Source organism: Telluria beijingensis, assembly GCF_030770395.1.
Lineage (GTDB): Bacteria > Pseudomonadota > Gammaproteobacteria > Burkholderiales > Burkholderiaceae_D > Telluria > Telluria beijingensis.
Genome location: NZ_CP132480.1, coordinates 2,210,757 through 2,233,299 on the forward strand (window position 1 = coordinate 2,210,757; position 22,543 = coordinate 2,233,299).

At 68.6% G+C, this 22,543-nt stretch carries 18 protein-coding genes; 8 read left to right on the forward strand and 10 right to left on the reverse strand.

The genetic code is table 11. The features are described 5' to 3' along the window. Positions 1 to 2: 2 nt before the first annotated feature. Positions 3 to 728 (reverse strand): LytR/AlgR family response regulator transcription factor, encoded by a 726-nt coding sequence (locus Q9246_RS09860; RefSeq protein ID WP_306397358.1) that lies wholly within the window; start codon positions 726 to 728, stop codon positions 3 to 5. Between the two features lie 7 nt (positions 729 to 735). Beyond that, positions 736 to 1,842 (reverse strand): sensor histidine kinase, encoded by a 1,107-nt coding sequence (locus Q9246_RS09865; RefSeq protein WP_306397360.1) that lies wholly within the window; start codon positions 1,840 to 1,842, stop codon positions 736 to 738. A 148-nt stretch (positions 1,843 to 1,990) separates the two neighbouring features. On the opposite strand from Q9246_RS09865, the gene Q9246_RS09870 reads away from it, so the two are divergent. Further along, on the forward strand, positions 1,991 to 4,372 hold the full coding sequence (locus tag Q9246_RS09870; RefSeq protein ID WP_306397362.1) for a hybrid sensor histidine kinase/response regulator: 2,382 nt from the start codon (positions 1,991 to 1,993) through the stop codon (positions 4,370 to 4,372). Positions 4,373 to 4,379: 7 nt separating this feature from the next. Here the strand turns inward: Q9246_RS09870 and Q9246_RS09875 are convergent, their stop codons facing one another. From Q9246_RS09875 to ribA, 3 genes are all read right to left on the reverse strand, one after another. After that, the gene (locus tag Q9246_RS09875; RefSeq protein WP_306397364.1) at positions 4,380 to 5,363 is read right to left on the reverse strand and encodes an FHA domain-containing protein; all 984 of its coding nucleotides are present in this window, start codon (positions 5,361 to 5,363) and stop codon (positions 4,380 to 4,382) included. Continuing rightward, positions 5,360 to 6,829: a S1 family peptidase gene (locus tag Q9246_RS09880; protein ID WP_306397366.1), complete on the reverse strand. Its 1,470-nt coding sequence runs from the start codon at positions 6,827 to 6,829 to the stop codon at positions 5,360 to 5,362. Before Q9246_RS09880 ends, Q9246_RS09875 begins: the two co-directional genes overlap by 4 nt. Positions 6,830 to 6,911: 82 nt before the next feature. Continuing rightward, complete coding sequence (gene ribA / locus Q9246_RS09885; RefSeq protein WP_306397367.1) at positions 6,912 to 7,625, reverse strand: GTP cyclohydrolase II; 714 nt, start codon at positions 7,623 to 7,625, stop codon at positions 6,912 to 6,914. Between the two features lie 244 nt (positions 7,626 to 7,869). Here ribA and Q9246_RS09890 point away from each other — a divergent pair, with 244 nt between their 5' ends. After that, a complete protein-coding gene (locus Q9246_RS09890; RefSeq protein WP_306397368.1) occupies positions 7,870 to 10,152 on the forward strand; it encodes a sensor histidine kinase in 2,283 nt (760 codons plus the stop codon). A 141-nt stretch (positions 10,153 to 10,293) separates the two neighbouring features. On the opposite strand, the gene Q9246_RS09895 is transcribed toward Q9246_RS09890, so the two are convergent. From Q9246_RS09895 to Q9246_RS09905, 3 genes are all read right to left on the reverse strand, one after another. After that, positions 10,294 to 11,616: a hypothetical protein gene (locus Q9246_RS09895; RefSeq protein ID WP_306397370.1), complete on the reverse strand. Its 1,323-nt coding sequence runs from the start codon at positions 11,614 to 11,616 to the stop codon at positions 10,294 to 10,296. Between the two features lie 59 nt (positions 11,617 to 11,675). Then, positions 11,676 to 12,074: a response regulator transcription factor gene (locus tag Q9246_RS09900; RefSeq protein ID WP_306397372.1), complete on the reverse strand. Its 399-nt coding sequence runs from the start codon at positions 12,072 to 12,074 to the stop codon at positions 11,676 to 11,678. Between the two features lie 73 nt (positions 12,075 to 12,147). Continuing rightward, the gene (locus Q9246_RS09905) at positions 12,148 to 12,381 is read right to left on the reverse strand and encodes a DUF3820 family protein (protein ID WP_306397373.1); all 234 of its coding nucleotides are present in this window, start codon (positions 12,379 to 12,381) and stop codon (positions 12,148 to 12,150) included. A 65-nt stretch (positions 12,382 to 12,446) separates the two neighbouring features. On the opposite strand from Q9246_RS09905, the gene Q9246_RS09910 reads away from it, so the two are divergent. After that, entirely contained in the window at positions 12,447 to 12,863 is a 417-nt protein-coding gene (locus Q9246_RS09910) for a DUF1810 domain-containing protein (protein ID WP_306397375.1), read from the forward strand. Positions 12,864 to 12,876: 13 nt separating this feature from the next. Here Q9246_RS09910 and Q9246_RS09915 read toward each other — a convergent pair whose 3' ends face one another. Further along, entirely contained in the window at positions 12,877 to 13,302 is a 426-nt protein-coding gene (locus Q9246_RS09915; RefSeq protein ID WP_306397377.1) for a DUF7684 family protein, read from the reverse strand. A 78-nt stretch (positions 13,303 to 13,380) separates the two neighbouring features. Further along, a complete protein-coding gene (locus Q9246_RS09920; RefSeq protein WP_306397379.1) occupies positions 13,381 to 15,309 on the reverse strand; it encodes a PAS domain-containing hybrid sensor histidine kinase/response regulator in 1,929 nt (642 codons plus the stop codon). A gap of 219 nt (positions 15,310 to 15,528) precedes the next feature. Between Q9246_RS09920 and Q9246_RS09925 the strand changes: the two genes are divergently transcribed. The 5 genes from Q9246_RS09925 to Q9246_RS09945 all read left to right on the forward strand — a co-directional run bounded on the left by Q9246_RS09925 (position 15,529) and on the right by Q9246_RS09945 (position 22,541). Beyond that, positions 15,529 to 16,998, forward strand: a complete 1,470-nt coding sequence (locus tag Q9246_RS09925) for an NYN domain-containing protein (protein ID WP_306397381.1) — start codon at positions 15,529 to 15,531, stop codon at positions 16,996 to 16,998. Positions 16,999 to 17,099: 101 nt separating this feature from the next. Then, entirely contained in the window at positions 17,100 to 17,531 is a 432-nt protein-coding gene (locus tag Q9246_RS09930) for a hypothetical protein (RefSeq protein ID WP_306397383.1), read from the forward strand. 78 nt (positions 17,532 to 17,609) lie between these two features. Beyond that, positions 17,610 to 19,082, forward strand: a complete 1,473-nt coding sequence (locus Q9246_RS09935) for a sodium:solute symporter (RefSeq protein ID WP_306397385.1) — start codon at positions 17,610 to 17,612, stop codon at positions 19,080 to 19,082. 36 nt (positions 19,083 to 19,118) lie between these two features. Next, a complete protein-coding gene (gene sppA / locus Q9246_RS09940; protein WP_306397387.1) occupies positions 19,119 to 20,975 on the forward strand; it encodes a signal peptide peptidase SppA in 1,857 nt (618 codons plus the stop codon). 249 nt (positions 20,976 to 21,224) lie between these two features. Continuing rightward, the gene (locus Q9246_RS09945) at positions 21,225 to 22,541 is read left to right on the forward strand and encodes an efflux RND transporter periplasmic adaptor subunit (RefSeq protein WP_306397389.1); all 1,317 of its coding nucleotides are present in this window, start codon (positions 21,225 to 21,227) and stop codon (positions 22,539 to 22,541) included. Positions 22,542 to 22,543 lie beyond the last annotated feature (2 nt).

The window sequence follows — 22,543 nt, forward strand, 5'->3', positions numbered from 1 at the left end:
CCTCAGGTGGGGCGAGCCGGGTCCAGCAGGGCCAGCAGGGCGGGGCGGTATTGCCGGCTGCACGGCACGCGGGCGCTGCTGCGCAACACGAGTTCGCAGTCGCCCTTGTCCAGGGGTTCGATGCGTTCGATGGCCGCCAGGCGCACCGCCGCGCGCCGGTGGCAGCGCACGAAGGCGGGGCCAAGCTGTTCGAGCAGGGCGCCCAGCGTCTGGCGCAGCAGCGGCGCGCCGGCAGGCAGGTGCAGCGCCACGTAATTGTCGGCCGTCTCCAGCCATTCGATGTCGGCCACCTGCACCACGCGCGTCGTCCCGCGCTCGCTTACCAGCAACTGGCGCGGCGGGCTCGCGAGCGACGCGGCGTCTTGTCCTGGCGCGGCCAGGCGTAGCCGCAAGCGTTCCAGTGCACGCCGCAGGCGCGCCTGGTCGAAGGGCTTGAGCAGGTAGTCGACCGCTTCGCTGTCGAAGGCGCGCAGCGCGTAGTCTTCGTGGGCGGTGACGAAGACCACCAGCGGCGCCGGCGCCGGCAGCGAGGCCGCGAGGTCAATGCCCGACAGCTCCGGCATCTCGATGTCGAGCAGCAGGGCGTCGGGCCGCTCGCTTTCGACCATCTGCAGGGCCTCGACGCCGTCGCGCGCCTCGCGCACGGATGCGATGTCCGGTTCCAGCGCCAGCATGCGGCGCAGCCGCTCGCGCGCCGGACGTTCGTCGTCGACGATCAGCAGGTGCATCGGATCCTCAGCACGGCAGCCTCATCTCGGCGCGCACGCCGGCCGGCGCCAGCGCGCTCAGGGTCAAGCCTGCGCGCCCGCCATGCATCGCCGCCAGCCGGGTGCGCAGGTTGGCCACCGTGATCCCGGGCGTGCCGCCAGCGTCCAGCACCCCGCCATCGTCCTCGACCCGCAGCACCAGCGTGCCGCCGTCGCTGCCCTGGTCGACCCGGGCCTCGATCCTGGCTTCGATCCGTATGGCGGTGGCCTCGCGCCGCCGTCCGACCGTATGCTTGAACACGTTCTCGAGCAGCGGCTGCAGGCTGATCGCGGGCAGCATGGCGTCCAGCGCGGCGGGATCGACGTCCCAGTCGAGCGTCACGCGTCCGTCGAAGCGTTCGGCCATCACCGCCGCATAGCCCTGGGCCAGGCGCAGCTCGTCGCGCAGGCTGGCCTGCGGCCGCTCGCCCAGCGCCAGCGTGGCGCGCAGCACGTCGGCCAGCCGCACCAGGGTGGCGTCGGCGCGCGCCACGTCGGTATGCATCAGCGACGAAATCGTGTTCAGGGCGTTGAACAGGAAGTGCGGCTGCATCTGGCGCGTCAGGCGCTCGAGCTGGGCTTCGCGCAGCAGGGCGCCGGCCTGTTCGGCGCGCACCCGCTCCTTCATCATTTCGCGGTAGGACAGCAGGCCGAAGCCGATTGTCGTGAACAGGCCGAAGAACAGCGTGATCTTGAGCGCCTCGTACACGAATACATCGGCCCATGGCTCGTGGTCGTAGCGGTCCCCGGCCAGCGCATAGATCGCATGGCGGATCGCGAACACGATCGGCGTGAACCCGAACCAGTACATCGGCAGCCAGCGCAGTTGCTGGCCGAACCAGCGCCAGGGGGAGGTCACCAGCACGTCGTGGTGGGCGCTGAAGCGGCGCTGGACCAGGAACAGGCAGGTCGCCACCACCGCCGACGAGGTCTCCCACAGGATCGGCTTCCAGGGCGCGCTGCCGCCGTCGCGCCGGTAATCCTCGAGCGCGACCAGCACCATCAGGGTCCAGAACAGGACCCAGGCGACGCTGGCGACGGTGGTGCTGCGGCTCGATGGCATGAACGGCGGGCAGGGCGGAGGAAACCAGATCATCGTGCATGCGCCCGCAATTGTCAAAATGCGGTCCGGTTTGCGGTATGCGACAAAACGTAACGCGGACGGGCCTTCACGGTCGACCGTGCGACAATGGGGAATGAGCGAAACAGGCCAAGCCACTTCCCGTCCAGCCGGCAAGCATGCCATGCGGTCCCTGCTTGCGAGCCACGATTGGTCGGCCACTCCCATGGGCAAGCCGGATGCCTGGCCGGTCGAGCTGCGGGTGGCGCTCGACCTGATGCTCGATACGCCCCATCCGACGCTGGTGTGCTGGACCGGGCATTACCTGATGCTGTACAACGACGCGTATGCCGAACTGCTGGGCGCGGCCCATCCCGCCGCGCTGGGCAAGCCGCTGGCCGAGGTGATGCCGACCCTGTGGCCCAGCGTGGCGCCGCTGGCGGCTGCCGCCATGGCCGGCGCCCCCAGGCAGGTCAAGGACCTGTGCGTCGTGCTGCCGCCCGGCGACGACGAGTGCCAGCGCTGGTTCGACGCCGCGTATGTGCCCTTGCGCGCCCTAAACGGCGGGGTGGGCGGCTTCGTCCACACCGCCTTCGAGACCACCGGCCGCGTGCTCGAGGCGCGCCGCGCCGACCAGGCCCGGCAGGCCAGCGATGCGCGCCTGTCGGCCCTGTTCGACAGCCTGCCGGTCGGGGTCGGCGTGACCGACGCCGGCGGCGCGGTGGTGCTGGCGAACGACGCGATGGAACGCTATATGCCGACGCGCGTGCTGCCGTCGCGCGACGACCGGAACGTGACGCGCTGGACGGTCTTCGATGCCGCGGGCAAGCCAGTGGCGCGCGCCGAATTTCCCGGCGCGCGCGCCCTGCGCGGCGAACGGGTGGCGCCAGGCGTGGAAGCCCTCTTCCGCGAGGATGACGGCCGCGAGACCTGGGCCCATATCAGCTCGGTGCCGATCGTCGATGCCGACGGCGGGATCGACGGCCAGGTGTCGGTGGTGACCGACATCGACCGTGTCAAGCGCACCGAAGCCGCCCTGCGCGAGTCCGAGGAAAAATACCGCAAGCTGTTCGAGGAAGTCGACGAAGCGTTCTGCATCCTCGAGGTGACCTTCGACGCCGGCGGCGCGCCGGTCGACCTGGTGTTCATCGAGGTCAATCCCATGTTCGCGGTCCAGAGCGGCATTCCCGATGCCAAGGGGCGTTCGGTGCACGAGCTGGCGCCCGGCCTCGAATCGGTCTGGCTCGAGCGCTACGGCGCCGTGGCGCGCACCGGCGAATCGATCCTGTTCGAGGAATACTCGCCCATGCTGGAACGCTGGTTCGAGGTAAACGCCTCGCGCATCGGCGCGCCCGAGGCCGGCCACGTGGCGCTGGTATTCCGCGACACCAGCGAACGCAAGCGCATCGAGCAGGACATGCAGCGCATGGCGCAGGAAGCATCCGAGGCGAGCCGGCGCAAGAGCGAATTCCTGGCGGTGCTGGCGCACGAGCTGCGCAACCCGATGGCGACCATCCGCACCGGCCTCGAGATCATGCGCCTGCGCGCCGACAGTCCGGACACCATGGCGCGCGTGCGCGAAATGCTCGAACGCCAGACCTACCAGCTGTCGCACCTGGTCGACGACCTGCTCGACGTCGCCCGCATCAGCAGCGGCAAGATCGAGATCCGCAGGCAGCTGGCCGACCTCAACCGGGTAGCGGCGAGCGCGCTGGAAACCAGCGCGGCGGTGATCGAAGGCGCGCGCCACCGGCTCGACGTCCGGTTGTGGCACGAACCGCTGTTGCTCGACATCGACCCGACCCGCATCGCGCAAGTGGTGAGCAACCTCTTGACCAACGCCGCCAAGTACACGCCGCCCGGCGGCGACATCGGCCTGGAAGTGCGCAAGGAGAATGGCGAGGCGGTGGTCGCCGTCAGCGACAGCGGCGTCGGCATCCTGCCCGAACACCAGGCGGCGATTTTCGAGATGTTCAGCCAGGTCGGCGACCATGGCGGCCTGGCCCAGGGCGGGCTGGGCATCGGCCTGTCGCTGGTGCGCCAGCTGGTGACCCTGCACGGCGGAGCGATCTCGGTGCACAGCGCCGGCGCCGGCCAGGGCAGCACCTTCATCGTGCGCCTGCCGCTCGGCGCGCATCCCGCAGACGGACAGGATCGTCGGCCGGCACCGGCGCCGGAACAGCGCGCCTTCCCGCGCCGCAGCTTCCGCATCCTGGTGGTGGACGACAATACCGATGCCGCCGAGAGCCTGTCGCTGCTGCTGCAGATGAATGCGCACGAGATCCGCACCGCGACCAATGGCCGCGACGCGCTGGCGCTGGTGCGCGACTTCACGCCGGACATCGCCTTCCTGGATATCGGCATGCCGGGCATGACCGGCTACGAACTCGCGACCCGCCTGCGCGCCATGCCGCAACTGGCGCATACGACCCTGGTCGCCGTCACCGGCTGGGGTTCCGAGGAAGACCAGCAGCGCGCGCGCGAGGCCGGGTTCGACCACCATTTCACCAAGCCGATCGGGGCCGATGCGGTGAGTCGCCTGCTTGGCGGGCTGGGATCGTCGTGAGCGGACGTTACGGCGTGCCGCCGCGCTCCTCGTCGATCTCGCGTTTCATCGCCTCTACCTGCTTCATGTAGTCGGCCACCGGCACGTCCGGGCTGGCGCGCAGCTCGGGCGGCAGCAGCACCGGCATGTACAGCTCATCGGCGGTGCGGCCGTGGCGCTGCATGTTCCCGCCCAGGATCAGCACCGAGGCCAGGACGGCCAGCGCGCCGCAGGCCAGGCGCAGGCGCCGCCGGTACTGCGGCGTGACGGTGGCCAGGTGGAAGTAGACCGCCACCGCCACCGTCGCCACCGCCGCGTGCGAGGCGTAGGCGGTCAGCCATTCGAGCGACCAGGCATAGGCGAGCACGCTGGCCAGCAGGCGCACGCCCACCAGCGCCGCCAGTGCGCAGCCATAGATGAACAGGTGGCGCCCGAGGCGCGCGCGGCGCCCGAACAGGCGGTTGCCGAAGGCCCACAGGCCGCTCCACACCAGGCCGATGCCGGCTGCGGCAGCGGGGAACTGCGCATAGCGTTCCAGGTCGTTGCTGGCGTCGGTCAGCCAGGCCACCAGCAGCGCCGCCAGCACCGCCAGCACGATCCCGGCGCCGCCCGGCAGCATACCTTCCCAGCCGTGCATGGTGCGGTCGACCAGTTCGGGCGCGACCTGGTGCGAGGCGCCGCGGATGCGCAGCGAGGTATGGCCCATGCGCACCACGGTGTCGCCGTCGATCGCCAGCGCATCCTTGATGCGCCGGCCGCGGTGCACGATGCCGTTGCGGCTGCCCAGGTCGCGCAGCCGCAGCTTGCCGTCCTCGCCTGCCTCGACCACCGCGTGGTGGGCGGCGGCATAGTCGTCGTCGACGATGAAGTCGTTGTCGTAGGCCCGTCCCATGCGGATCGGCAGCGCCGCCACGCGGTGGCGGTGCAGCACCTCGCCGTTGCGGGCCAGGGTCTCGATGGTCCACGGGCCGCGCCACAGGGCGCTCGCCGGCGCTTGTGCCTGGTCGCTCATCGGCGTCCGCTGCGCCCGAAGGCGCCCAGATAGGCGCGCGTGACGCGCAGCCCGTTTTCGTAGGACACGCCGGACACGTCCAGGCGGCTCTGCAGGCTCGATTGCGAGGCGTCCGTGCTGGCGGTGAGCAGGGTAAAGTTGTACAGGCCCTCGAACTTGCGGTAGGCGCGCACGCAGGTGACGGCGCGCATCGGCAGGCTGCGGGTGTGCACGAAGCGCTCGGTGCAGAACGGCTTGGTCAGGCGCGGGTCGCCCGTGCTGCCCAGGTTGTTGACCTGGAAGTTGTCGCTGGCCAGGGTCGCGAAGCGCATCGGGTCCATGGTGCCGCTGCGGATGTATTGGTGGGTCATGGCCACGTTGCCGGTCTGCTGCACGTCCGACACGAACACCGCCGACTGCATCACGCAACTCATCGCGTCGACGCTGTAGACCGCTCCTCGCGCGTTCGAGCGCCCCCAGCAGCGCACTTCGCCCGACTCGCGCACCGGCACCAGGTACTGGCCCATGCCCTTGAGCGTGAGGGGTTCCTCGAGCAGCTTGTCGACCATGCCGGCCTGGTGCGCCAGCAGCTGCTTGCCGATCAGCGGATTGAAGTCGCCCGGCGGCGCCGGCTGCTCGGCCACCTTGCGCAGCAGCTCCTGGGCATACTTGACCGGCACCAGGAAGCTGACCGATTCGCCGTCGCGCCGGCGCGAGACGTTGATGCCGGCCACGGTGCCGCTGGCGGTCACGCTCGGGCCGCCGCTCATGCCGGAGTTGATCGGGCCGCTGAAGATCAGGCGGTCGTAGAAGCTGCGCGTGAGCACGCCGTTGTAGGCGCCTTCGGAGATCGCGAAGCCCAGGTCGAGCGGATTGCCGAGCGAGTACAGGCGTTGCCCCTGGCGCAGGCGCACCGCCTGCTCGGGCACCTTGAAGAAGCCGCTGCCGTTGCGGTTGATGCGCACCACCGCCAGGTCGTGCAGCACGTCGACCGCCATCAGCTCCACCGGGCCGGTATTGCCGTCGGTGTCGATGTATTCGGCGGTATAGATGGCCGGATCGAGCGCCATCTGCGACACCACGTGGTAGTTGGTCAGCGCCAGGTTGCTGGTGCCGACCAAAAAGCCCGAACCGACCGTCGACTGGGTGCGGCCGTTCTTGAGCAGCATGCGGATCTGGAGCAGGTCGCCGCGCGCCGATTCGTACAGGTCCTGCGCCCCCGAAGATGGTTCGGGCAGCGCGTCCTGGGTCTCGGATTCGCCCGGCAGCGGCGCATTGGGCGTGGCGGCCGGCGCGGTGTCGACCGGCATTTGCGGGGCGCCCACGGCAGCCGCGGCGCCGACGCCGGCCGTGCCCTGGGTGGCGTTCGGCGCGGGTTGCGTCATATTCCGTGCCTGGGGCTGGGCGGCCGCCGGCGGCGACGTCGCCTCGAGGGCGGCGCCAAAGGCGATGCAGGTCAGCAGGAAGGCCAGGACAGCTCGTTTCATGCAATGTATTAGTGGCAGTATGAAACGCTATCTTGCCACCGTATCAACGAGAGGTGTGCGCGCTAGCGCACGTTCGGGGCGATTACGCGACCGGACCGGAGCCCGGTTCCGCAGCCGCGGCCGGCGTGGCGGCCGGCACGACCACCGCCCGTTCACCCTGCTCGACCGCGGTCAGCGGCGCCATCATGTGGCCCAGCTTGGCCTGCTTGGTGTCCAGGTAGCTGTTGTTGTAGGCATTGCGGTTGACCAGCAGCGGCACGCGCTCGGCGACCGCGACGCCGATGCGGTTCAGGGCGTCGATCTTGCGCGGGTTGTTGGTCATCAGGCGCACCGAGGTGATGCCGAACTGCTCCAGCATCGGACGGCACAGCTCGTAGTTGCGGGCGTCGGCATGGAAGCCAAGCTGCAGGTTGGCCTCGACCGTGTCGGCGCCGGCTTCCTGCAGGCGGTAGGCGCGGATCTTGTTGACCAGGCCGATGCCGCGACCTTCCTGGCGCAGGTAGAGCAGGATGCCGCGGCCTTCCTCGGCGATGCGCTGCAGTGCGCCTTCCAGTTGCGCGCCGCAGTCGCAGCGCTGGGAGAACATCACGTCGCCGGTCAGGCACTCCGAGTGCACGCGCGCCAGCACCGGCTCGCCGGTCGACAGGTCGCCCAGGGCCATCGCCAGGTGTTCCTTGCCGGTCGCCGGCTCGACCCAGGCGTGCAGCGTGAACTGGGCCCACGGCGTCGGCAGCGCGCACGAGGTGGCATAGTCCAGCAGGGAGGGCGGAGTGAGGGCGGCGGCGGTGGCTTGCATGACGGTGTTTCCAATCGATATCGATGTACTTATAGCCGTCAAGTTTACCGGAAATCGAACGTGGCCGTGTGGAATCGGCCGCTTTTCGCCGCCCCGGCGCCGGATCCTCTGGCGTAAGGCAGAAGCGACACCGTTTATGCGCGGCGAATGGAATGCGGTCGCGTCGCGCGATTGACCAAGTCTCCTCTTGCGGGAGAGCAGGCGGTGCGTGATACGCTGTATAAAAAATAATTCCAGGTGCTCCATGCCAAAGTTTTCCCGGTTTCTGGTTCGCTTCGCACCGCGTGGCCTCGGCGCCTGGCTGGCCCTCGCATTCTCGTCGCTGACCGTGGTCCTGACCCTGCTGCTGGTCGAGGTGGTCGAGCGCTTCGCCACCGACCAGGTCAAGAGCAGCATCGGCAACGGGCTGGGCGAGATGGCGATGCAAACCGCCGACAAGCTCGATCGCGGCATGTACGAGCGCTACCGCGAGGTGCGACTGATGGCGCGCCGGGGCGACCTGACCGCGCCCGGCGCCTCGCATGCCGAGCGGCGCCGCATCCTGGGCGACATGCAGTCGACCTACGGTTATTACGAATGGATCGGCATGACCGGCCTGGACGGCACGGTGCTGGTCGAGGCGCGCGGCCTGCTGGAAGGGAAGAACGTGGCCAAGCGGCCGTGGTTCATCAACGCCCTGAAGGGCACCTATGTCGGCGACGTCCACGAGGCGGTGCTGCTGGCCAAGCTGCTGCCGGTGCAGGAGGGCGAGCCGCGCCGCTTCGTGGACGTCGCCTTTCCCTGGCTGGATGCGGACGGCCGTCCGGCCGGCGTGCTGGGAACGCACCTGTCATGGGAATGGGCGCGCGACGTCGAGCGCTCGATCATCGCGCCGGTGCAGACGCGCAACCGGGTACAGGCGCTGATCCTCAGCGCCGAGGGCGTGGTGCTGCTCGGGCCCGAGGGCTTGCAGGACGCCCGGATCGACCTGGCCAGCCTGGGCCAGGCGCGCGCGGGACGCACCGGCTATACGGTCGAGCGCTGGCCCGATGGGCGCGATTACCTGGTCGGCTATGCCGCTACCCGCGCGGTCGGCGACTATCCGGGCCTGGGCTGGCACGTGCTGGTGCGCCAGGACATCGAGGATGCCTACCGCCCGGTGCGCGAGCTGCGCGCGCGCGCCTTGTGGAGCGGCGCCGCGCTGGCGCTGCTGTTCTCGCTGGCGGGCCTGCTGCTGGCACGCCGCATCACGCGCCCGCTCAAGGCGCTGGCCGCGTCGGCCGACCACCTGCGCCGCGGCGACAGCGAACAGCTGCTGCCGTCCGAACGCGGCTACACCGAGGTGCGCCAGCTGTCGGGCGCGCTCAATGCGCTGGTGACGGCGCTGGTCGCGCGCCGCGCCGAGCTGCAGGGACTGAACGACACGCTCGAGCAGCGGGTCGAGCAGCGCACGCTGGAACTGGAGCGCGCGCTGGCCTCGGTGCGCGCCAGCGAACAGCGCATCGCCACCATCGTCGGCGCGGCGCAGGACGCCTTCATCGCGGTCGACCTGCGCGGCATGATCATCGACTGGAACCAGGCCGCCGAGCGCATGTTCGGCTGGAGCCGGCACGAGGCGGTGGGCTGGCCGCTGGCCGAGATGATCCTGCCCGAGCGTTATCGCGACAGCATCGCGAAGGCGCTGCGCGGCTACCGCCAGACCGGCGCCTTCGACTACGGCCGGCGCCTGGAACGCATCGTGATCAACCGCCAGGGCGCCGAGTTCACGGTCGAGACCACGGTGGCGCTGGCGGGAGAGGGCGAGGAAGCCTTCTTCAGCATGTTCCTGAACGATATCTCCGAGCGCAAGAAGGTCGAGCGCATGAAGAGCGAGTTCGTGTCCACCGTCTCGCACGAGCTGCGCACGCCGCTGACCTCGATCCACGCCTCGCTGTCGCTGCTCGATTCGGGCCTGGCCGGCGAGCTGCCGGCCGACGTGGCGCAGCTGATCCGCATCGCCAGCCAGGGCTGCGAGCGCCTGATGCGGATGGTGAACGACCTGCTCGACATCCAGAAGATCGAGGCCGGGCAAATGGCCTACCAGCGCAGCGCGCAACTGCTGGCGCCGATGCTGCGCCACGCGGCCGAGACGATGGACGGCCAGGCGCGCCAGGCCGGGGTCGCGCTGCGCTTCGACCTGCCGCCCGGCGCCGAGCGGGTCCAGGCGACGATCGACCACGACCGCATGGTGCAGGTGTTCAGCAACCTGCTGTCGAACGCGATCAAGTTCACGCCCTCCGGCAAGGCGGTGACGATCGGCGTGGCGCAGCGCCCGGGCTGGGCGCGCCTGAGCGTGACCGACGAGGGCCCGGGCATCCCGCCCGCCTTCCAGGGTCGCGTGTTCGAGCGCTTCGCCCAGGCCGAGGCCCACGACACGCGGCAGCGCGGCGGCACCGGGCTGGGGCTGAGCATCAGCAAGTCGATCGTCGAGGAGCATGGTGGGACGATCGGTTTCGAGACCCGGGCCGGGATGGGGACGCGGTTCACGGTGGAGTTGCCGCTGGCGTGACGCGAACCGTGGCGTGGACGGCTCTGCCGTCCACGCGTTCAACCGGCACACGCTTTGCCACGGCGAATCCGTAAGTCGAACGCGTGGGCGGGAGACCCGCCCACCGTACAGCATGCTTCCGTCACAGCGGTCGGCGCCCGCTCAGCGCAGTTCGTGCACCACCATCCCGCCGAAGCTTTTCCATGCGCCGAACGCCAGTTCCAGCCGTGGCAACAGGCGTATCAGCGCGGGCTTGTCGAAGTGGAAGGTGGTGGCCGAGCCGGCGATGTCGCGGCGCCTGACCAGGGCGTAGGCCTGCGCTTCGTCCTGCGCCGCGGGCACTCTCAGCACCAGCAGGACTTTCTGGCCGCCGATGTCGAACACCAGCAGGTCGCCCTTGTCGCCCGGCCCCGCGCGCCGGTACTGGCGCTCCACGCCGATGCCGGCCGGTCCGGCTTCCAGGGCGATGCGCACCCGCTTGCCGTGGCGGGCGCCCCAATCCAGGAACGGCGCCGCATTGCCTTCGATCTCGTCCGAATCGGTACGGTAGTTGCGCACCGTGAGCGCGTCGGCGCTGCGGGCCAGGCCGCGCAGCAGCGCGTCCTCGCCCTGCCAGGCGACCGGCACCACGAACTCGAGCGGCAGGTCGCCGGCGGCCTTGCGCAGCGCGCCGATCAGGTCGAGATAATGGCGGTCGCGCGCGGCCGGCGGCAGCTTGTCAGGCGCCAGCAACTGGGGCTGGACGTCGAACTGCACGCTCTTCAGGCGCGCATCCTTGCCGGCCTGCGCGTTATACGCGACGTAGGCGCGCATCCGTCCGATTGCATCCTCGCGCGCGGTCGGCAGGATCAGTTCCGGCCCGTCTTCGAAGGCGGTCACCGCGATGCCGCGGCTGGCCGCCTGGCGCACGAAAGCCGCCAGCGCCTGCGGTTCGGCCACCTGGCCGGCGCGCACAGGCACGTTGATGAACAGTTCCCCCATCTGTTGGGCGACGGCCCAGTCGAGCATCTCGGCGGCGCGTTCGCGCCAGGCGTTCGGGCTCCAGGCCCAGGTCGCGCGGGGAGCTTTGCTGCGCACTTCCGCGGGGTCGGTCGGGCGCTGCGTGGCCCGATCCGACGCTGCCGGCGCGGCCGGCGAGCGATTCTCGTCCAGCGTGTGTCCGGTGACGGTGAAATCCTTGCCCTGTTCTTCGCCCTGCAGCCGGATGGTGGCGCCGGGCGTCGCGCCAGGCGGCAGGATATGCACGGCCTGGACGCCGCTGGCAGCCACGTTCAGCGGCAGCGCGCGGCAACCCGGTTCCGGTTTTCCCGGCGCTTCGGTGACGATGGCGCGCATGCGCGCGCCCATGGGAGTGGTGGTGTCCTGGGTGACCGCGCCTGGCGACGCGAGCGGGGCGCCCGGGCACAGCAGCAAGGTGGCCGACTGGGCCGGAAACAGGAATAGCGGTGACAGCAGGAGCGGAATCAGGAAGTAAGTGCGCGACATACCCCCGAGTGTAAGCGAGCCAGGCGATCCGCCGCGCCCGCTTCGGGAGCGCGCCCGGATCAGCCGCCGGGCAGCAGCAGGCGCCGCACGCGCGCCAGCAATTCGTTCGGCTGGAACGGCTTGCCGACGAAGTCGTCGGCGCCTGCGTCGAGCGCGCGCACGGTGTCGCGCTCGGTGTTGTGGGCGGTCAGCATCAGGATCGGCACCGCCTCCCAGCCGGCGCGCCGGCGCGCCTGGGCGACGATCTCGTAGCCGTCGAGATAGGGCAGCATCACGTCCATCAGGATCAGGTCGGGTACTTCGTCGCTGGCGGCGACATGCTCGCTCGCCGCGCGGCCGTCGGCCAGGTGCACGACGCGGTAGCCCTGGCGTTCGAGCATGAAGCGCAATACCTGGGCGATGTGGTCGTCATCCTCGACCACCAGCACCAGGGGTGCGGGAGCGTGTTCGTTGAGCATGGTGGGTTCTTCGTTGAATGTTCGATTATACCGATGCCCAGGCGAATTCCGGTGTGTCTGTTGCTAGAGGGTATCACCTATTTCGCGGTTGCCGGCGAGGATCGCGCAGCGGATCGAGGAGCCCGCGCAAATCATTGTGGTCGAGTTCGTACATCAGGGCCAGCAACTGGCCCAGCTCACCGCGCGGGAACCCTTCGCGCGCGAACCAGCCCAGGTAGTGGCCGGGCAGGTCGGCCAGCTTGCGTCCCTTGTATTTTCCATAAGGCATCTCGCGGACCAGGAGAAGTTGCAGGTGTTCAGCGTTCATCGTGCGGCACTTTAGCAAACAACGAAGACGTTGTAGCATTTCGCTGACAAGGGGAGGGCAGCATCATGGATGAATTCAATCTGGCGCGCTTCGCCGAGGCGCAGGAGCCGGTATACGCAACGGTAGTGGCCGAGTTGCGGGCCGGGCACAAGCGCAGTCACTGGATGTGGTTCGTGTTCCCGCAAATCCAGGGCCTGGGCAGCAGCGAGATGGCGCGCCGCTACGCCATCGCCTCGGAAGACGAAGCGGCGGCCTATCTCGCCCATCCGGTGCTGGGGCGGCGCCTGCGTGAATGCGCGGGCATCGTGGCCGCGCTCGACGGGCCGTCGGCGCACGACATCTTCGGCCATCCGGATGACCTCAAGTTCCGCTCGTCGATGACGCTGTTCGCCGACGTGGCGCCCGACGAGGCGGTATTCCAGGCCTGTATCGACAAATATTTCGACGGCGAGCCCGATCCGGAGACGCTGGCGCGGGTGTAAGGTCCCGCTGGGCTCAGGCATCGGCGAACTGCGCCAGCAGTTCGTCCGGCCGGCCGCGCACGGCCACGTGCAGGATCACCGCGGTCGTAAAGCGCAGCGCCGGGTGGCTGGCGCGGTGGCGCGCGAACCAGAACACCTCGTCCAGGTCGTCATCCTCGTGCGCCGTCGTCAGCACGGTGTGCTCGGGCGCCACCTCGTCGTAGTCGGCCGCTTCGAGCGCGGCATCCTCGACCGCCTCGTTCCAGCTCGCGCACTCCTTGCCCCAGGCCAGCATGAAGCGGCAGCCGGAATCGACCAGCCAGCGCGCCACGTCCCAGCGCCACATCTCGTCGCTGTCGTCGTCGATCACGACCACCGCCATGAACGGCGCCAGGTGGGTCAGGTCGGGCAGGGCGTCGTGGGGACGCAGCTGCAGGTAATGGGCTTTGTGTGCTTGCATGGTGTCGATGTCAAAAAATGTCTGCGGCATGATCGCCGCCTGGCGCCGATCGCGCAAGATCCCGGGGCGGATGCCGGCTCAGGCGGCCGGCGCGCCGACGCCGTCCAGCAGCGCATACAGCCGCCCGGTATCGATCGGCTTGACCAGGTGATGATCGAAGCCCGCGGCCAGGATCTGTTCGCGGTCGCGCTCCTGGCCGTAGCCGGTGACGGCGACCAGCAGCACGTGCTCCGTGTGCGGCAGCGCGCGCAGGCGGCGCGCCAGCTCGAGCCCGTCGATGCCGGGCAGCCCGATGTCGAGCAGGCAGACCTGGGGCGCGAACTGGCGCGCCCGCTCGAGCGCCTGCAGCGCGCCATGTTCCACGACTACCCGGTGGCCGGCCGACTCCAGCAGCATCGACAGGGTGACGGCGGCATCGACATTGTCGTCCACGACCATCACGCGCAGCGATCCCGGCTGCCCGGCGCCGAGCTGCTCTTCGCACTGCGCGGGTGCATCCGCGCCACGCTCCAGCAGCGGCAGGCAGACCGAGAAGCGGCTGCCGCGGCCCGGCCCGGCGCTGTCGCAGGCCACCGTGCCGCCATGCAGCTCGACCAGGCTTTTCACCAGCGCCAGGCCCAGGCCCAGCCCGCCCGAGGAACGGTCTGACGAGCGCTCGGCCTGGGCGAACAGTTCGAAGACGCGCGCCGTGAGGTCGGGCGCCATGCCGATGCCGTCGTCGCTGACGTCGATGCACAGCCGGCGTTCGGCGTCGATCGACGAGCCGACTTCGAGGCGGCCGCCTTCGGGCGTGTACTTGGCGGCGTTATTGAGCAGGTTGGCGACCACCTGCACCAGGCGCTTGCGGTCGCCCGCGACGGAGGTGCCGGGCGGCGGCAGGCGCAGCGCCAGGTCGTGGCGGCGCTGCTGGATCAGCGGCATGACCTGTTCCACCGCCTCGTGCAGCACGGCGCCGACGTCGAGCGGCTCAGTATCGAGTTCCACCAGGCCGCGGGTGACGCGCGAGACGTCCAGCAGGTCGTCGATCAGCGCCGTCATGTGGCCGACCTGGCGCCCGATGATCTGGCTGGTGCGCTTGATGATCGCCTCGTCGAGCTTCATGCGCTGCAGGAGTTCGGCCGCGGCGCCGATCGGCGCCAGCGGATTCCTTAGTTCGTGCGCCAGCATGGCCAGGAATTCGTCCTTGCGGCGGTCGGCCTCGCGCAGCTTTTCCTCGGCCGCCTTGCGCTCGGTGATGTCGCTGGCGGCGCCGATCCATTCGTAGACCCGGCCGCCGGCGTCGAGCATCGGCACCGCGCGCGACAGGGTCCAGCCGTGGCTGCCGTCGGCGCGCCGCACCCGGTGCTCCAGCTCGAACACCGAGCGCTCGCGGATGGCGCGCGCGATCGCCTGGTGCAGCCGGTCGTGGTCTTCGGGCGGGATGTACTCTTCCAGCCAGAAGCGGTTGGTGTCGGCCGTGTCCTTCAGGAAGCCGCGGCCCTCGAGATGGCGCAGCTGGGTCCAGTCGGGGCTCATGCGATAGATGACCTCGGCCGTCGCATTGGTCAGCGCGCGGAAGCGCTTTTCGCTCTCTCGCACGGCGGCCTGGGAACGCACCTGGTCGGTCACGTCGCTATTGCTGTGCGAGATGCACGCCAGTTCGCCGCCGGGACCGAAGATCGGAGTGCTGGTCGAGGTCCAGAAGCGTTCCTCGAACACCGTCTCGCCATTGGGCAGCAGCACCGGGATCGGGTAGCGCACCGCCGGCAGGGTGTCGGGCCGGCCCGTCTCGCGCACCCTGGCGAGCGAGGCGCGCAGGTTGGCTTCGCCGGTGTCGTGCGGATCGTCCGGGTTGCCGGGGAAGGCCAGGAACAGGCTGACCCCCACCAGTTCCTCGCGCGTACGCGACGAGGCCGTGAGGAAGGCGTCGTTGACGGCAAGGATGATCGCGTCAGGCGTTGGCGACAGCAGGTAATGCCCGAAGGGCGAGCTGTTGAAGACTGACTCGAACAGGGTGAAGGAGAGCATCGTCGTCCGAAGACCGGTTGCGGGAAGCCCGAATTATAGGGCAGAAGCGGGCATGTTAAACGGACAATTGAGGCGGTCACAATCTTGTTTGCACGGTTGGTAGGCGCGCTGCCTGCTGGCGATGCGTCTGGGGTACGAGCAAGCGAGACGGTTGAAAGCGCGTGCGGTTGCGTATAATCGCCGTTAGCTAGTCCACCTATTACCAGAAAACAACAACTCATGGCCTCATCTTCCGACAACATCAGCATGGCGGTGTTCTGCGACTTCGAAAACGTCGCACTGGGCGTACGCGACGCCAACTACGAGAAATTCGACATCCGCCCGGTGCTGGAGCGTCTGCTGCTCAAGGGCAGCATCGTGGTCAAGAAGTCATATTGCGACTGGGACCGCTACAAGACCTTCAAGGGCCAGATGCACGAGGCGAACTTCGAGCTGATCGAAATCCCGCACGTGCGCCAGTCGGGCAAGAATTCGGCCGACATCCGCCTGGTGGTCGACGCCCTCGACCTGTGCTACACCAAGTCGCACGTCAATACCTTCGTCATCATCAGCGGCGACTCCGACTTTTCGCCGCTGGTCTCGAAGCTGCGCGAGAACGCCAAGCAGGTGATCGGCGTCGGCGTCAAGCAGTCGACTTCCGACCTGCTCGTGGCGAACTGCGACGAATTCATCTTCTACGACGACCTGGTGCGCGAGAAGAACCGCGCCACCGCCAAGCGCCGCGAAGAGCAGGAAGCGCGCAAGGGCCAGTCGAACCGCCGCGCCGGCGCGAGCGACGACAAGCGCAAGGAAGAACTCGAGGCGCGCAAGGTGCAGGCGCTGGACATGGTGGTCGAGACCTTCGACGCCCTGGTCTCCGAGCGCGGCGACACCGGCAAGATATGGGCCTCGCTGCTGAAGGATACCCTCAAGCGCCGCCGTCCGGACTTCTCCGAAACCTATTACGGCTTCCGCACCTTCGGCAACCTGCTCGAGGAAGCGCAGACCCGCGGCCTGTTCGAGTTCGGCCGCGACGAGAAGTCGGGCACCTATGTCTATCGCAGCGCGAATGCGCCGGCCCTCGTGCCGGGCGTGGAGAGCGCGGCGCCCGAGCTGGCGCCGAGCGCCGACATGGCGGTCCAGGACCAGGCCGAATCCAGCGCAGCGGTCGACGCCGCGCCTGAAGAAGCCAGGCCGGACACCCGTCGCGGCCGTGGCCGCGGTGGCCGCAAGCAGGGCGGCCGTGGCGATGCCGCGCCGATCCCGGCCCTGCTGGAGCCGGTGGTGAACGACGCCGAAGCGCAAGACGACGAGCAGGCCATCGAGCAGCCGGCATCGCAGCCGACGCTGTTCGTGGTCGAGGCGGATGCCGCGCCGGTGGTAGCCGAGGAAGCCGAAGCCGAAGCTCCGGCGCCGGTCAAGGAACGCCGCCGTGCGCCGCGCAAGCCGTCCGCCAAGAAGCTCGCCGAACAGGCGGCGCTGGAAGCGGCTGCTGCCGAACCGGCCACGGCGCCCGCCGTGGTCGAGACGCCGGCCGAACCGGAGCTGGCGCTCGATGCGCCCGCCGTAGAGGAGGCTACCGAGGCCGACGCCGACGCCAAGCCGGCGCGCAAGAAGTCTGCCCGCCCGGCGCACAAGGCCCCGGCCCGCAAGGCCGCGCCGCGCAGCCGTCGTCCGGCCAAGCCGAAGGCCGGTTCCGAGAACGGCTGACCCGCAAGGCGCGTGCGCCGTCCCGCGACAGGCGATGCAATAATGGCATCGCCTGTGCGATCCCGTCCAGGCAGTGTTCGGCCTCGAAGAAGGAGCCCGCCATGCGCGCCATTACCAGCCTGTTGCTGTTGTCGGTCCTGGGCGCCGCCATGCCGGCCCTTGCGCAAAAGGGTCCGGCCTCGGATCACCCGATCCTGGGCATCTGGCGCCTCGAGGTGCCCGACACAAACTGCGCCGAAACCTACCGTTTCCGCGGCGACGGCACCACGCTGGTCACCAGCGCCGCCGAGATCTCCGAGAGCGTCTACACGATCCCGAACGAGCCCGATCCCGACGGCTTCTACCGCCTGACCGACCGCGTCACCAAGGACAACGGCAAGCCCGATTGCTCCGGCAACGTGATGAAGCCGGGCGCCAGCGCCACCCGTTTCGTGCGATTCCACCCGTCCGGCAAGCTGTTCCTGCTGTGCGCCGAGGCCTCGATCGAGGCCTGCATCGGTCCCTTCACCCGGGTGCGCGGCGAAGAGATCTGAGGGCGCCGGCCCGCCGGGCCTTGGGCCTGGCCGCGACAGGGTGTATATTGCTGAGCGAAATATCAACCTCGGCACGCCATGTCCCCGCAACTCCTCTTCTGCATCCTCATCGCTTATTTCGCATTGCTGCTCGGCGTCGCCTGGGCCACCTCGAAAGGCGCCAACAACGACAGCTTCTTCATCGGTAACAAGAGCAGCAACTGGATGCTGGTCGCCTTCGGCATGGTCGGCACCACGCTGTCGGGCGTCACGTTCGTCAGCGTGCCGGGCGCGGTCGGCGTCGACGGCTTCGGCTACGCCCAGATCGTGATCGGCTACGTGATCGGCTACATCGCCGTGGCCTACGTCCTGCTGCCGCTGTACTACCGCCTGCAACTGACCTCGATCTACCACTACCTCGATGTGCGCCTCGGCCGCCGCGCCTACCAGAGCGGGGCCGGTTTCTTCATCGTCTCGCGCCTGCTCGGCGCCACCGCGCGCCTGTACCTGGTGGTGAACATCCTGCAAGCCATCATCCTCGACAGCCTGGGCGTACCGTTCTGGCTCAGCACCCTGGTCGTGTTGGGCATGATCCTGCTCTACACCTACCAGGGCGGCGTGAAGACCATCGTCTGGACCGACACCCTGCAGACCAGCGGCATGCTGTTCGGCCTGTTCGCCTGCGTCTGGATCCTGCTGGGCGAACTGGATATGTCGGTGCCCGAGAGCCTGAACCAGATGCAGTCGCAGGGCCTGGCCACCATCTTCACGCACGACGTGGACAGCCCCAATTTCTGGCTCAAGCAGATCGTCGCCGGCGCCCTGATCACGATCACCATGACCGGCATGGACCAGGAGATGATGCAGAAGACCATCTCGGTCAAGACCCTGGAGGACTCGCAAAAGAACATGCTGACCCTGACCGCGGTGCTGGTCGTGGTGCTGCTGTCCTTCCTGTTCCTGGGCGGCCTGCTGTACCTGTATGCGCCGACGGTCGGCTTGACCGCCACCGGCGACAAGATCTTCCCGGCCGTGGTGATGGGCCACCTGCCGGCGGCGATCCAGATCATCTTCCTGATCGCGCTGATCTCGGCCCTGTTCCCCAGCGCCGACGGCGCGATCACGGCGCTGACCTCGTCGACCTGCATCGACCTGCTGGGCATCAAGCGCCGCACCGACCTGTCGCCGGCCCAGGCCGAAAGCCTGCGCCGCCGCGTGCACCTGGGCTTCGCCTTCCTGTTCCTGCTGCTGGTGCTGGGCTTCAAGGTGGCCGACAACCCGAGCATGATCGGCGTGATCCTCAAGCTGGCCGCCTATACCTATGGGCCCTTGCTCGGCCTGTTCGCCTTCGGCATGCTGACCCGGCGCATGCCGCGCGACAGGCTTGTCCCGCTGATCACGGTCGGCGCACCCGTCCTGTGCGCAATCCTTGAGTACAATCAGGCTTACCTGCTCGGCTCTTACCGACTCGGGCTGGAATTGCTGATGATTAACGGCATACTGGTGTTTGCCGGCCTGTATGCGATCTCGCGGCCCGATCCTGGCGCGGCCAGGGTCGGGCAGGCCGCCTGAGCGCATTCGTTTGACCTGACCTTGACTGGAGTTTCGATGGCCTTCAAGCCCCTGAGCGCCTTGCGGCGCGGGTTCGTGTTCCTGTGGACCGCGCTCGACGTGACCCGCCGCACCTTCTTCAACCTGCTGTTCCTGCTGATCGTCATCCTGATCGTCGCGATGTTCTTCAGCGGCGGCGTCAAGCCGCTGTCGGATAAAACCGCGCTGGTGGTCGAGGTCAGGGGCGACCTGGTCGAGCAGTACGAGACCACCCTGCGCGATACGGTGCTCGACAACGTCGGCGGCGACAGCAAGCGCACCGTGCGCCTGCGCGACGTGGTCCAGGTGCTCGACAACGCCGCGCGCGACCCGAATATCAGCAGCGTGGTGCTGCTGCTGGACGAGATGAACGGCGGCGGCATGGCCATGCTGCGCGAGTTCGGCGCCGCGGTGGACCGGGTCAAGAAGGCCGGCAAGCCGGTCGTGGCCTGGAGCGGCCAGTACGACCAGAAGCGCTACCTGGTGGCCTCGCACGCCAGCGAAGTCTATGTGCACCCGATGGGCATGGTGCTGATCGAGGGCTTCGGCGGGCGCCGCAATTATTACCGCGACGCGCTCGACAAGGTCGGCGTCACCGTCAACCTGGTCAAGGTCGGCACCTACAAGAGCGCGGCCGAACCGTATATCGCCAACGGCCCGTCGGACGCCGCGCGCGAGGCCGACGCCTACCTGTACAACGCGATGTGGGCCGGCTACACCGGCCTGGTCGAGAAGAACCGCAAGCTGCCGGACGGCGCCCTGGGCAGCCTGATCGACACGCTGCCCGAGCGCATGGAAGCGGCCGGCGGCAGCGCCGCCAAGGTGGCGTTGCAGGCCAAGCTGGTCGATGGCCTCAAGACCCGCGACGAATTGCGCGCGCTGATGGTCAAGCGCGGCGTGTACGAAGAAGACATCAAGTCGTTCCGCCAGGTGAGCTTCTATGAATACCTGGCGCGCCATCCGCAGAAGGCCTTTGGCGACGCGGTCGGCGTGATCGTCGCTTCCGGCACCATCACCGACGGCGCAGGCGGTCCCGGCGTGGTCGGCGGCCGCGCCACGGCGAACCTGATCCGCCAGGCGCGCGAGGACGATGCGATCAAGGCCCTGGTGCTGCGCGTCGATTCGCCCGGCGGCAGCGCCTATGGCTCCGAGTTGATCCGGCGCGAGCTGGAACTGACGCGCGCTGCCGGCAAGCCGGTGGTGGTGTCGATGGGCAGCGTCGCGGCGTCGGGCGGCTACTGGATCTCGATGGCGTCCGACGAAGTCATCGCCGACCCGGCCACCATCACCGGTTCGATCGGCGTGTTCGCGCTGCTGCCGACCGCTGACAAGGTGGCGGATAAACTGGGCGTGCGCACCGAAGGCGTGACCACCACCTGGCTGGCCGATGCCTACAATCCGCTGCGGCCGCTCGACCCGCGCTTCGAGAAGCTGGTCCAGCAGAGCATCAACAATGTGTACGCCGACTTCACCAGCAAGGCGGCGGCGGCGCGCAAGACCACGCAAGCCAGGATCGACGAAGTGGGGCAGGGCCGGGTCTGGACCGGCGCCCAGGCGAAGGAACGCGGCCTGGTCGACCGCCTGGGCAGCTATAACGATGCGCTGGCCTCGGCCGCCGGCCGCGCCAAGCTGGCCAAGGATTACCGCGTGGTCTATGTCGAGCGTCCGGTGACGCGGGTGGAACGCTTCCTGCAGATGGCGGGGGCATCGGCGGCGCAGGCGATGACGATCCAGGTCAAGCTGGGCCTGGTCGAGCAGGCGATCCCGGCCGGTCCGGTCGGGCAGGTGGCGCAGGACATGGCTTTCCTGTCAGAGTTGACGCAGGAGCGCAAGCCGTTCGCCGCGGTCGCGCATTGCTTCTGTGGTAATTGGTGATGAAATATGTAAGCAGTTTGTAACTGATTAATACAGGCTGCGACGGGCGCGGAAGGCATTCCGCGCCCGTTTTTCGTTTACTGCGCCTAATTAGGGGCGAACTGTGTAAATCGGCGTTAAGGCGTCCGCGGATGGCCTGTTTTAACGGCAGAGCAATGTACGTTACGAAACATATCCCATGAAACGCCCATGCTAAAGTCATTGTGACCCGTATTGTGCAATTAGCATTTATATAGAACAAGGATAAGCATGGACCAGCATTCCCCGACCCATCCCACCACCGGCCGACCAGTGCGCACCCGGCGCACCCGCATCATCGGCGGCGCGATCGCCGTGCTGTCGATGGTGGCGCTGGGCTACCTGGCCTGGTCGCTCACCCAGCCGGAAAGCGGTCCGGGTGGCGCGGGGCCGGGGATGGCGGCGGGAGGGCCTGGCGGCCCTGGTGGTGCCCGTGGTCCTGGTGGTCCGGGCGGTCCCGGCGGCCGGGGCCCGGCCACCACGGTCGGCGTGGCAACCGCGGCCCAGGCCGATATCCCGGTGAATCTCGACGCGCTGGGCACCGTGGTCGCCGCCGCCACCGCCACCGTGCGTCCGCAGGTGTCGGGCGTGGTCCAGAAGATCCACTTCACCGAGGGCCAGATGGTCAAGGCCGGCCAGGTGCTGGCGACGATCGATCCGCGGCCGTTCGAGATGGCCCTGCTGCAGGCGCGCGGCCAGCGCCAGCGCGACGAAGCCCAGCTCGAAAGCGCGCGCCTGATCCTGTCGCGCTACCGCACCCTGCTGGAACAGGATTCGATCGCGCGCCAGGAAGTCGATACCCAGGCCGCGCTGGTCAAGCAGCTCGAAGGTACCGTCCTGACCAACAAGGCATCCGAAGGCACGGCCCAGTTGAACCTGGACTATGCGACGGTGCGCGCGCCGATCGGCGGCCGGGTCGGCCTGCGCACGGTGGACGTCGGCAACCTGGTCGGCAGCGGCGACGCGGCCGGCATCGCCGTCATCACCCAGCTGTCGCCGATCGACGTCGAATTCGCCGTGCCGCAAGACCACCTGCCGGCGCTGCAGCGGCGCATCGCCCAGGACGGCAAGCTGCCGGCCACCGCGCTGGACCGCACCCGCACCGATGCGCTGGCGACCGGCAGCTTCATCGCGCTCGACAACCAGGTCGATACGCAAACCGGCACCGTGCGCGCCAAGGCGCGCTTCGCCAATGCCGACAACCAGCTCTTTCCCAGCCAGTTCGTCAACCTGCGCCTGACCGTGAATACGCTGCGCGATGCCGTGGTGGTGCCGGTGACGGCGCTGCGCCATGGCGCCAACGGCGACTTCGTGTATGTGCTCAATCCCCAGGAGCGAACCGTGGCGCTGCGCACCGTCAAGCGCGGCCAGGCGACGGTGGACAAGGTGCAGATCGTCAGCGGCCTGAAGGTCGGCGAGCAGGTCATTACCGAAGGCGCGGACCGCTTGCGCGATGGCGCGAGTGTGGTGTTGCCGGGCGATCGTCCAGCAGGACCGCGCGGTCAGGGACAAGGGCAGGGGCGCCCGGCACAAGGGGTGCAGCGATGATG

What these genes read in the sequence shown, in the direction of transcription:
- Q9246_RS09915 (WP_306397377.1), bottom strand. Translation starts at nt 13,302, where the DNA reads ATGCAAGCACACAAAGCCCATTACCTGCAGCTGCGTCCCCACGACGCC.
- Q9246_RS09865 (WP_306397360.1), bottom strand. Translation starts at nt 1,842, where the DNA reads ATGATCTGGTTTCCTCCGCCCTGCCCGCCGTTCATGCCATCGAGCCGC.
- ribA (WP_306397367.1), bottom strand. Translation starts at nt 7,625, where the DNA reads ATGCAAGCCACCGCCGCCGCCCTCACTCCGCCCTCCCTGCTGGACTAT.
- Q9246_RS09905 (WP_306397373.1), bottom strand. Translation starts at nt 12,381, where the DNA reads ATGAACGCTGAACACCTGCAACTTCTCCTGGTCCGCGAGATGCCTTAT.
- Q9246_RS09925 (WP_306397381.1), top strand. Translation starts at nt 15,529, where the DNA reads ATGGCCTCATCTTCCGACAACATCAGCATGGCGGTGTTCTGCGACTTC.
- Q9246_RS09910 (WP_306397375.1), top strand. Translation starts at nt 12,447, where the DNA reads ATGGATGAATTCAATCTGGCGCGCTTCGCCGAGGCGCAGGAGCCGGTA.
- Q9246_RS09890 (WP_306397368.1), top strand. Translation starts at nt 7,870, where the DNA reads ATGCCAAAGTTTTCCCGGTTTCTGGTTCGCTTCGCACCGCGTGGCCTC.
- Q9246_RS09895 (WP_306397370.1), bottom strand. Translation starts at nt 11,616, where the DNA reads ATGTCGCGCACTTACTTCCTGATTCCGCTCCTGCTGTCACCGCTATTC.
- Q9246_RS09935 (WP_306397385.1), top strand. Translation starts at nt 17,610, where the DNA reads ATGTCCCCGCAACTCCTCTTCTGCATCCTCATCGCTTATTTCGCATTG.
- Q9246_RS09875 (WP_306397364.1), bottom strand. Translation starts at nt 5,363, where the DNA reads ATGAGCGACCAGGCACAAGCGCCGGCGAGCGCCCTGTGGCGCGGCCCG.
- Q9246_RS09880 (WP_306397366.1), bottom strand. Translation starts at nt 6,829, where the DNA reads ATGAAACGAGCTGTCCTGGCCTTCCTGCTGACCTGCATCGCCTTTGGC.
- Q9246_RS09870 (WP_306397362.1), top strand. Translation starts at nt 1,991, where the DNA reads ATGCGGTCCCTGCTTGCGAGCCACGATTGGTCGGCCACTCCCATGGGC.
- Q9246_RS09945 (WP_306397389.1), top strand. Translation starts at nt 21,225, where the DNA reads ATGGACCAGCATTCCCCGACCCATCCCACCACCGGCCGACCAGTGCGC.
- Q9246_RS09860 (WP_306397358.1), bottom strand. Translation starts at nt 728, where the DNA reads ATGCACCTGCTGATCGTCGACGACGAACGTCCGGCGCGCGAGCGGCTG.
- Q9246_RS09930 (WP_306397383.1), top strand. Translation starts at nt 17,100, where the DNA reads ATGCGCGCCATTACCAGCCTGTTGCTGTTGTCGGTCCTGGGCGCCGCC.
- Q9246_RS09900 (WP_306397372.1), bottom strand. Translation starts at nt 12,074, where the DNA reads ATGCTCAACGAACACGCTCCCGCACCCCTGGTGCTGGTGGTCGAGGAT.
- Q9246_RS09920 (WP_306397379.1), bottom strand. Translation starts at nt 15,309, where the DNA reads ATGCTCTCCTTCACCCTGTTCGAGTCAGTCTTCAACAGCTCGCCCTTC.
- sppA (WP_306397387.1), top strand. Translation starts at nt 19,119, where the DNA reads ATGGCCTTCAAGCCCCTGAGCGCCTTGCGGCGCGGGTTCGTGTTCCTG.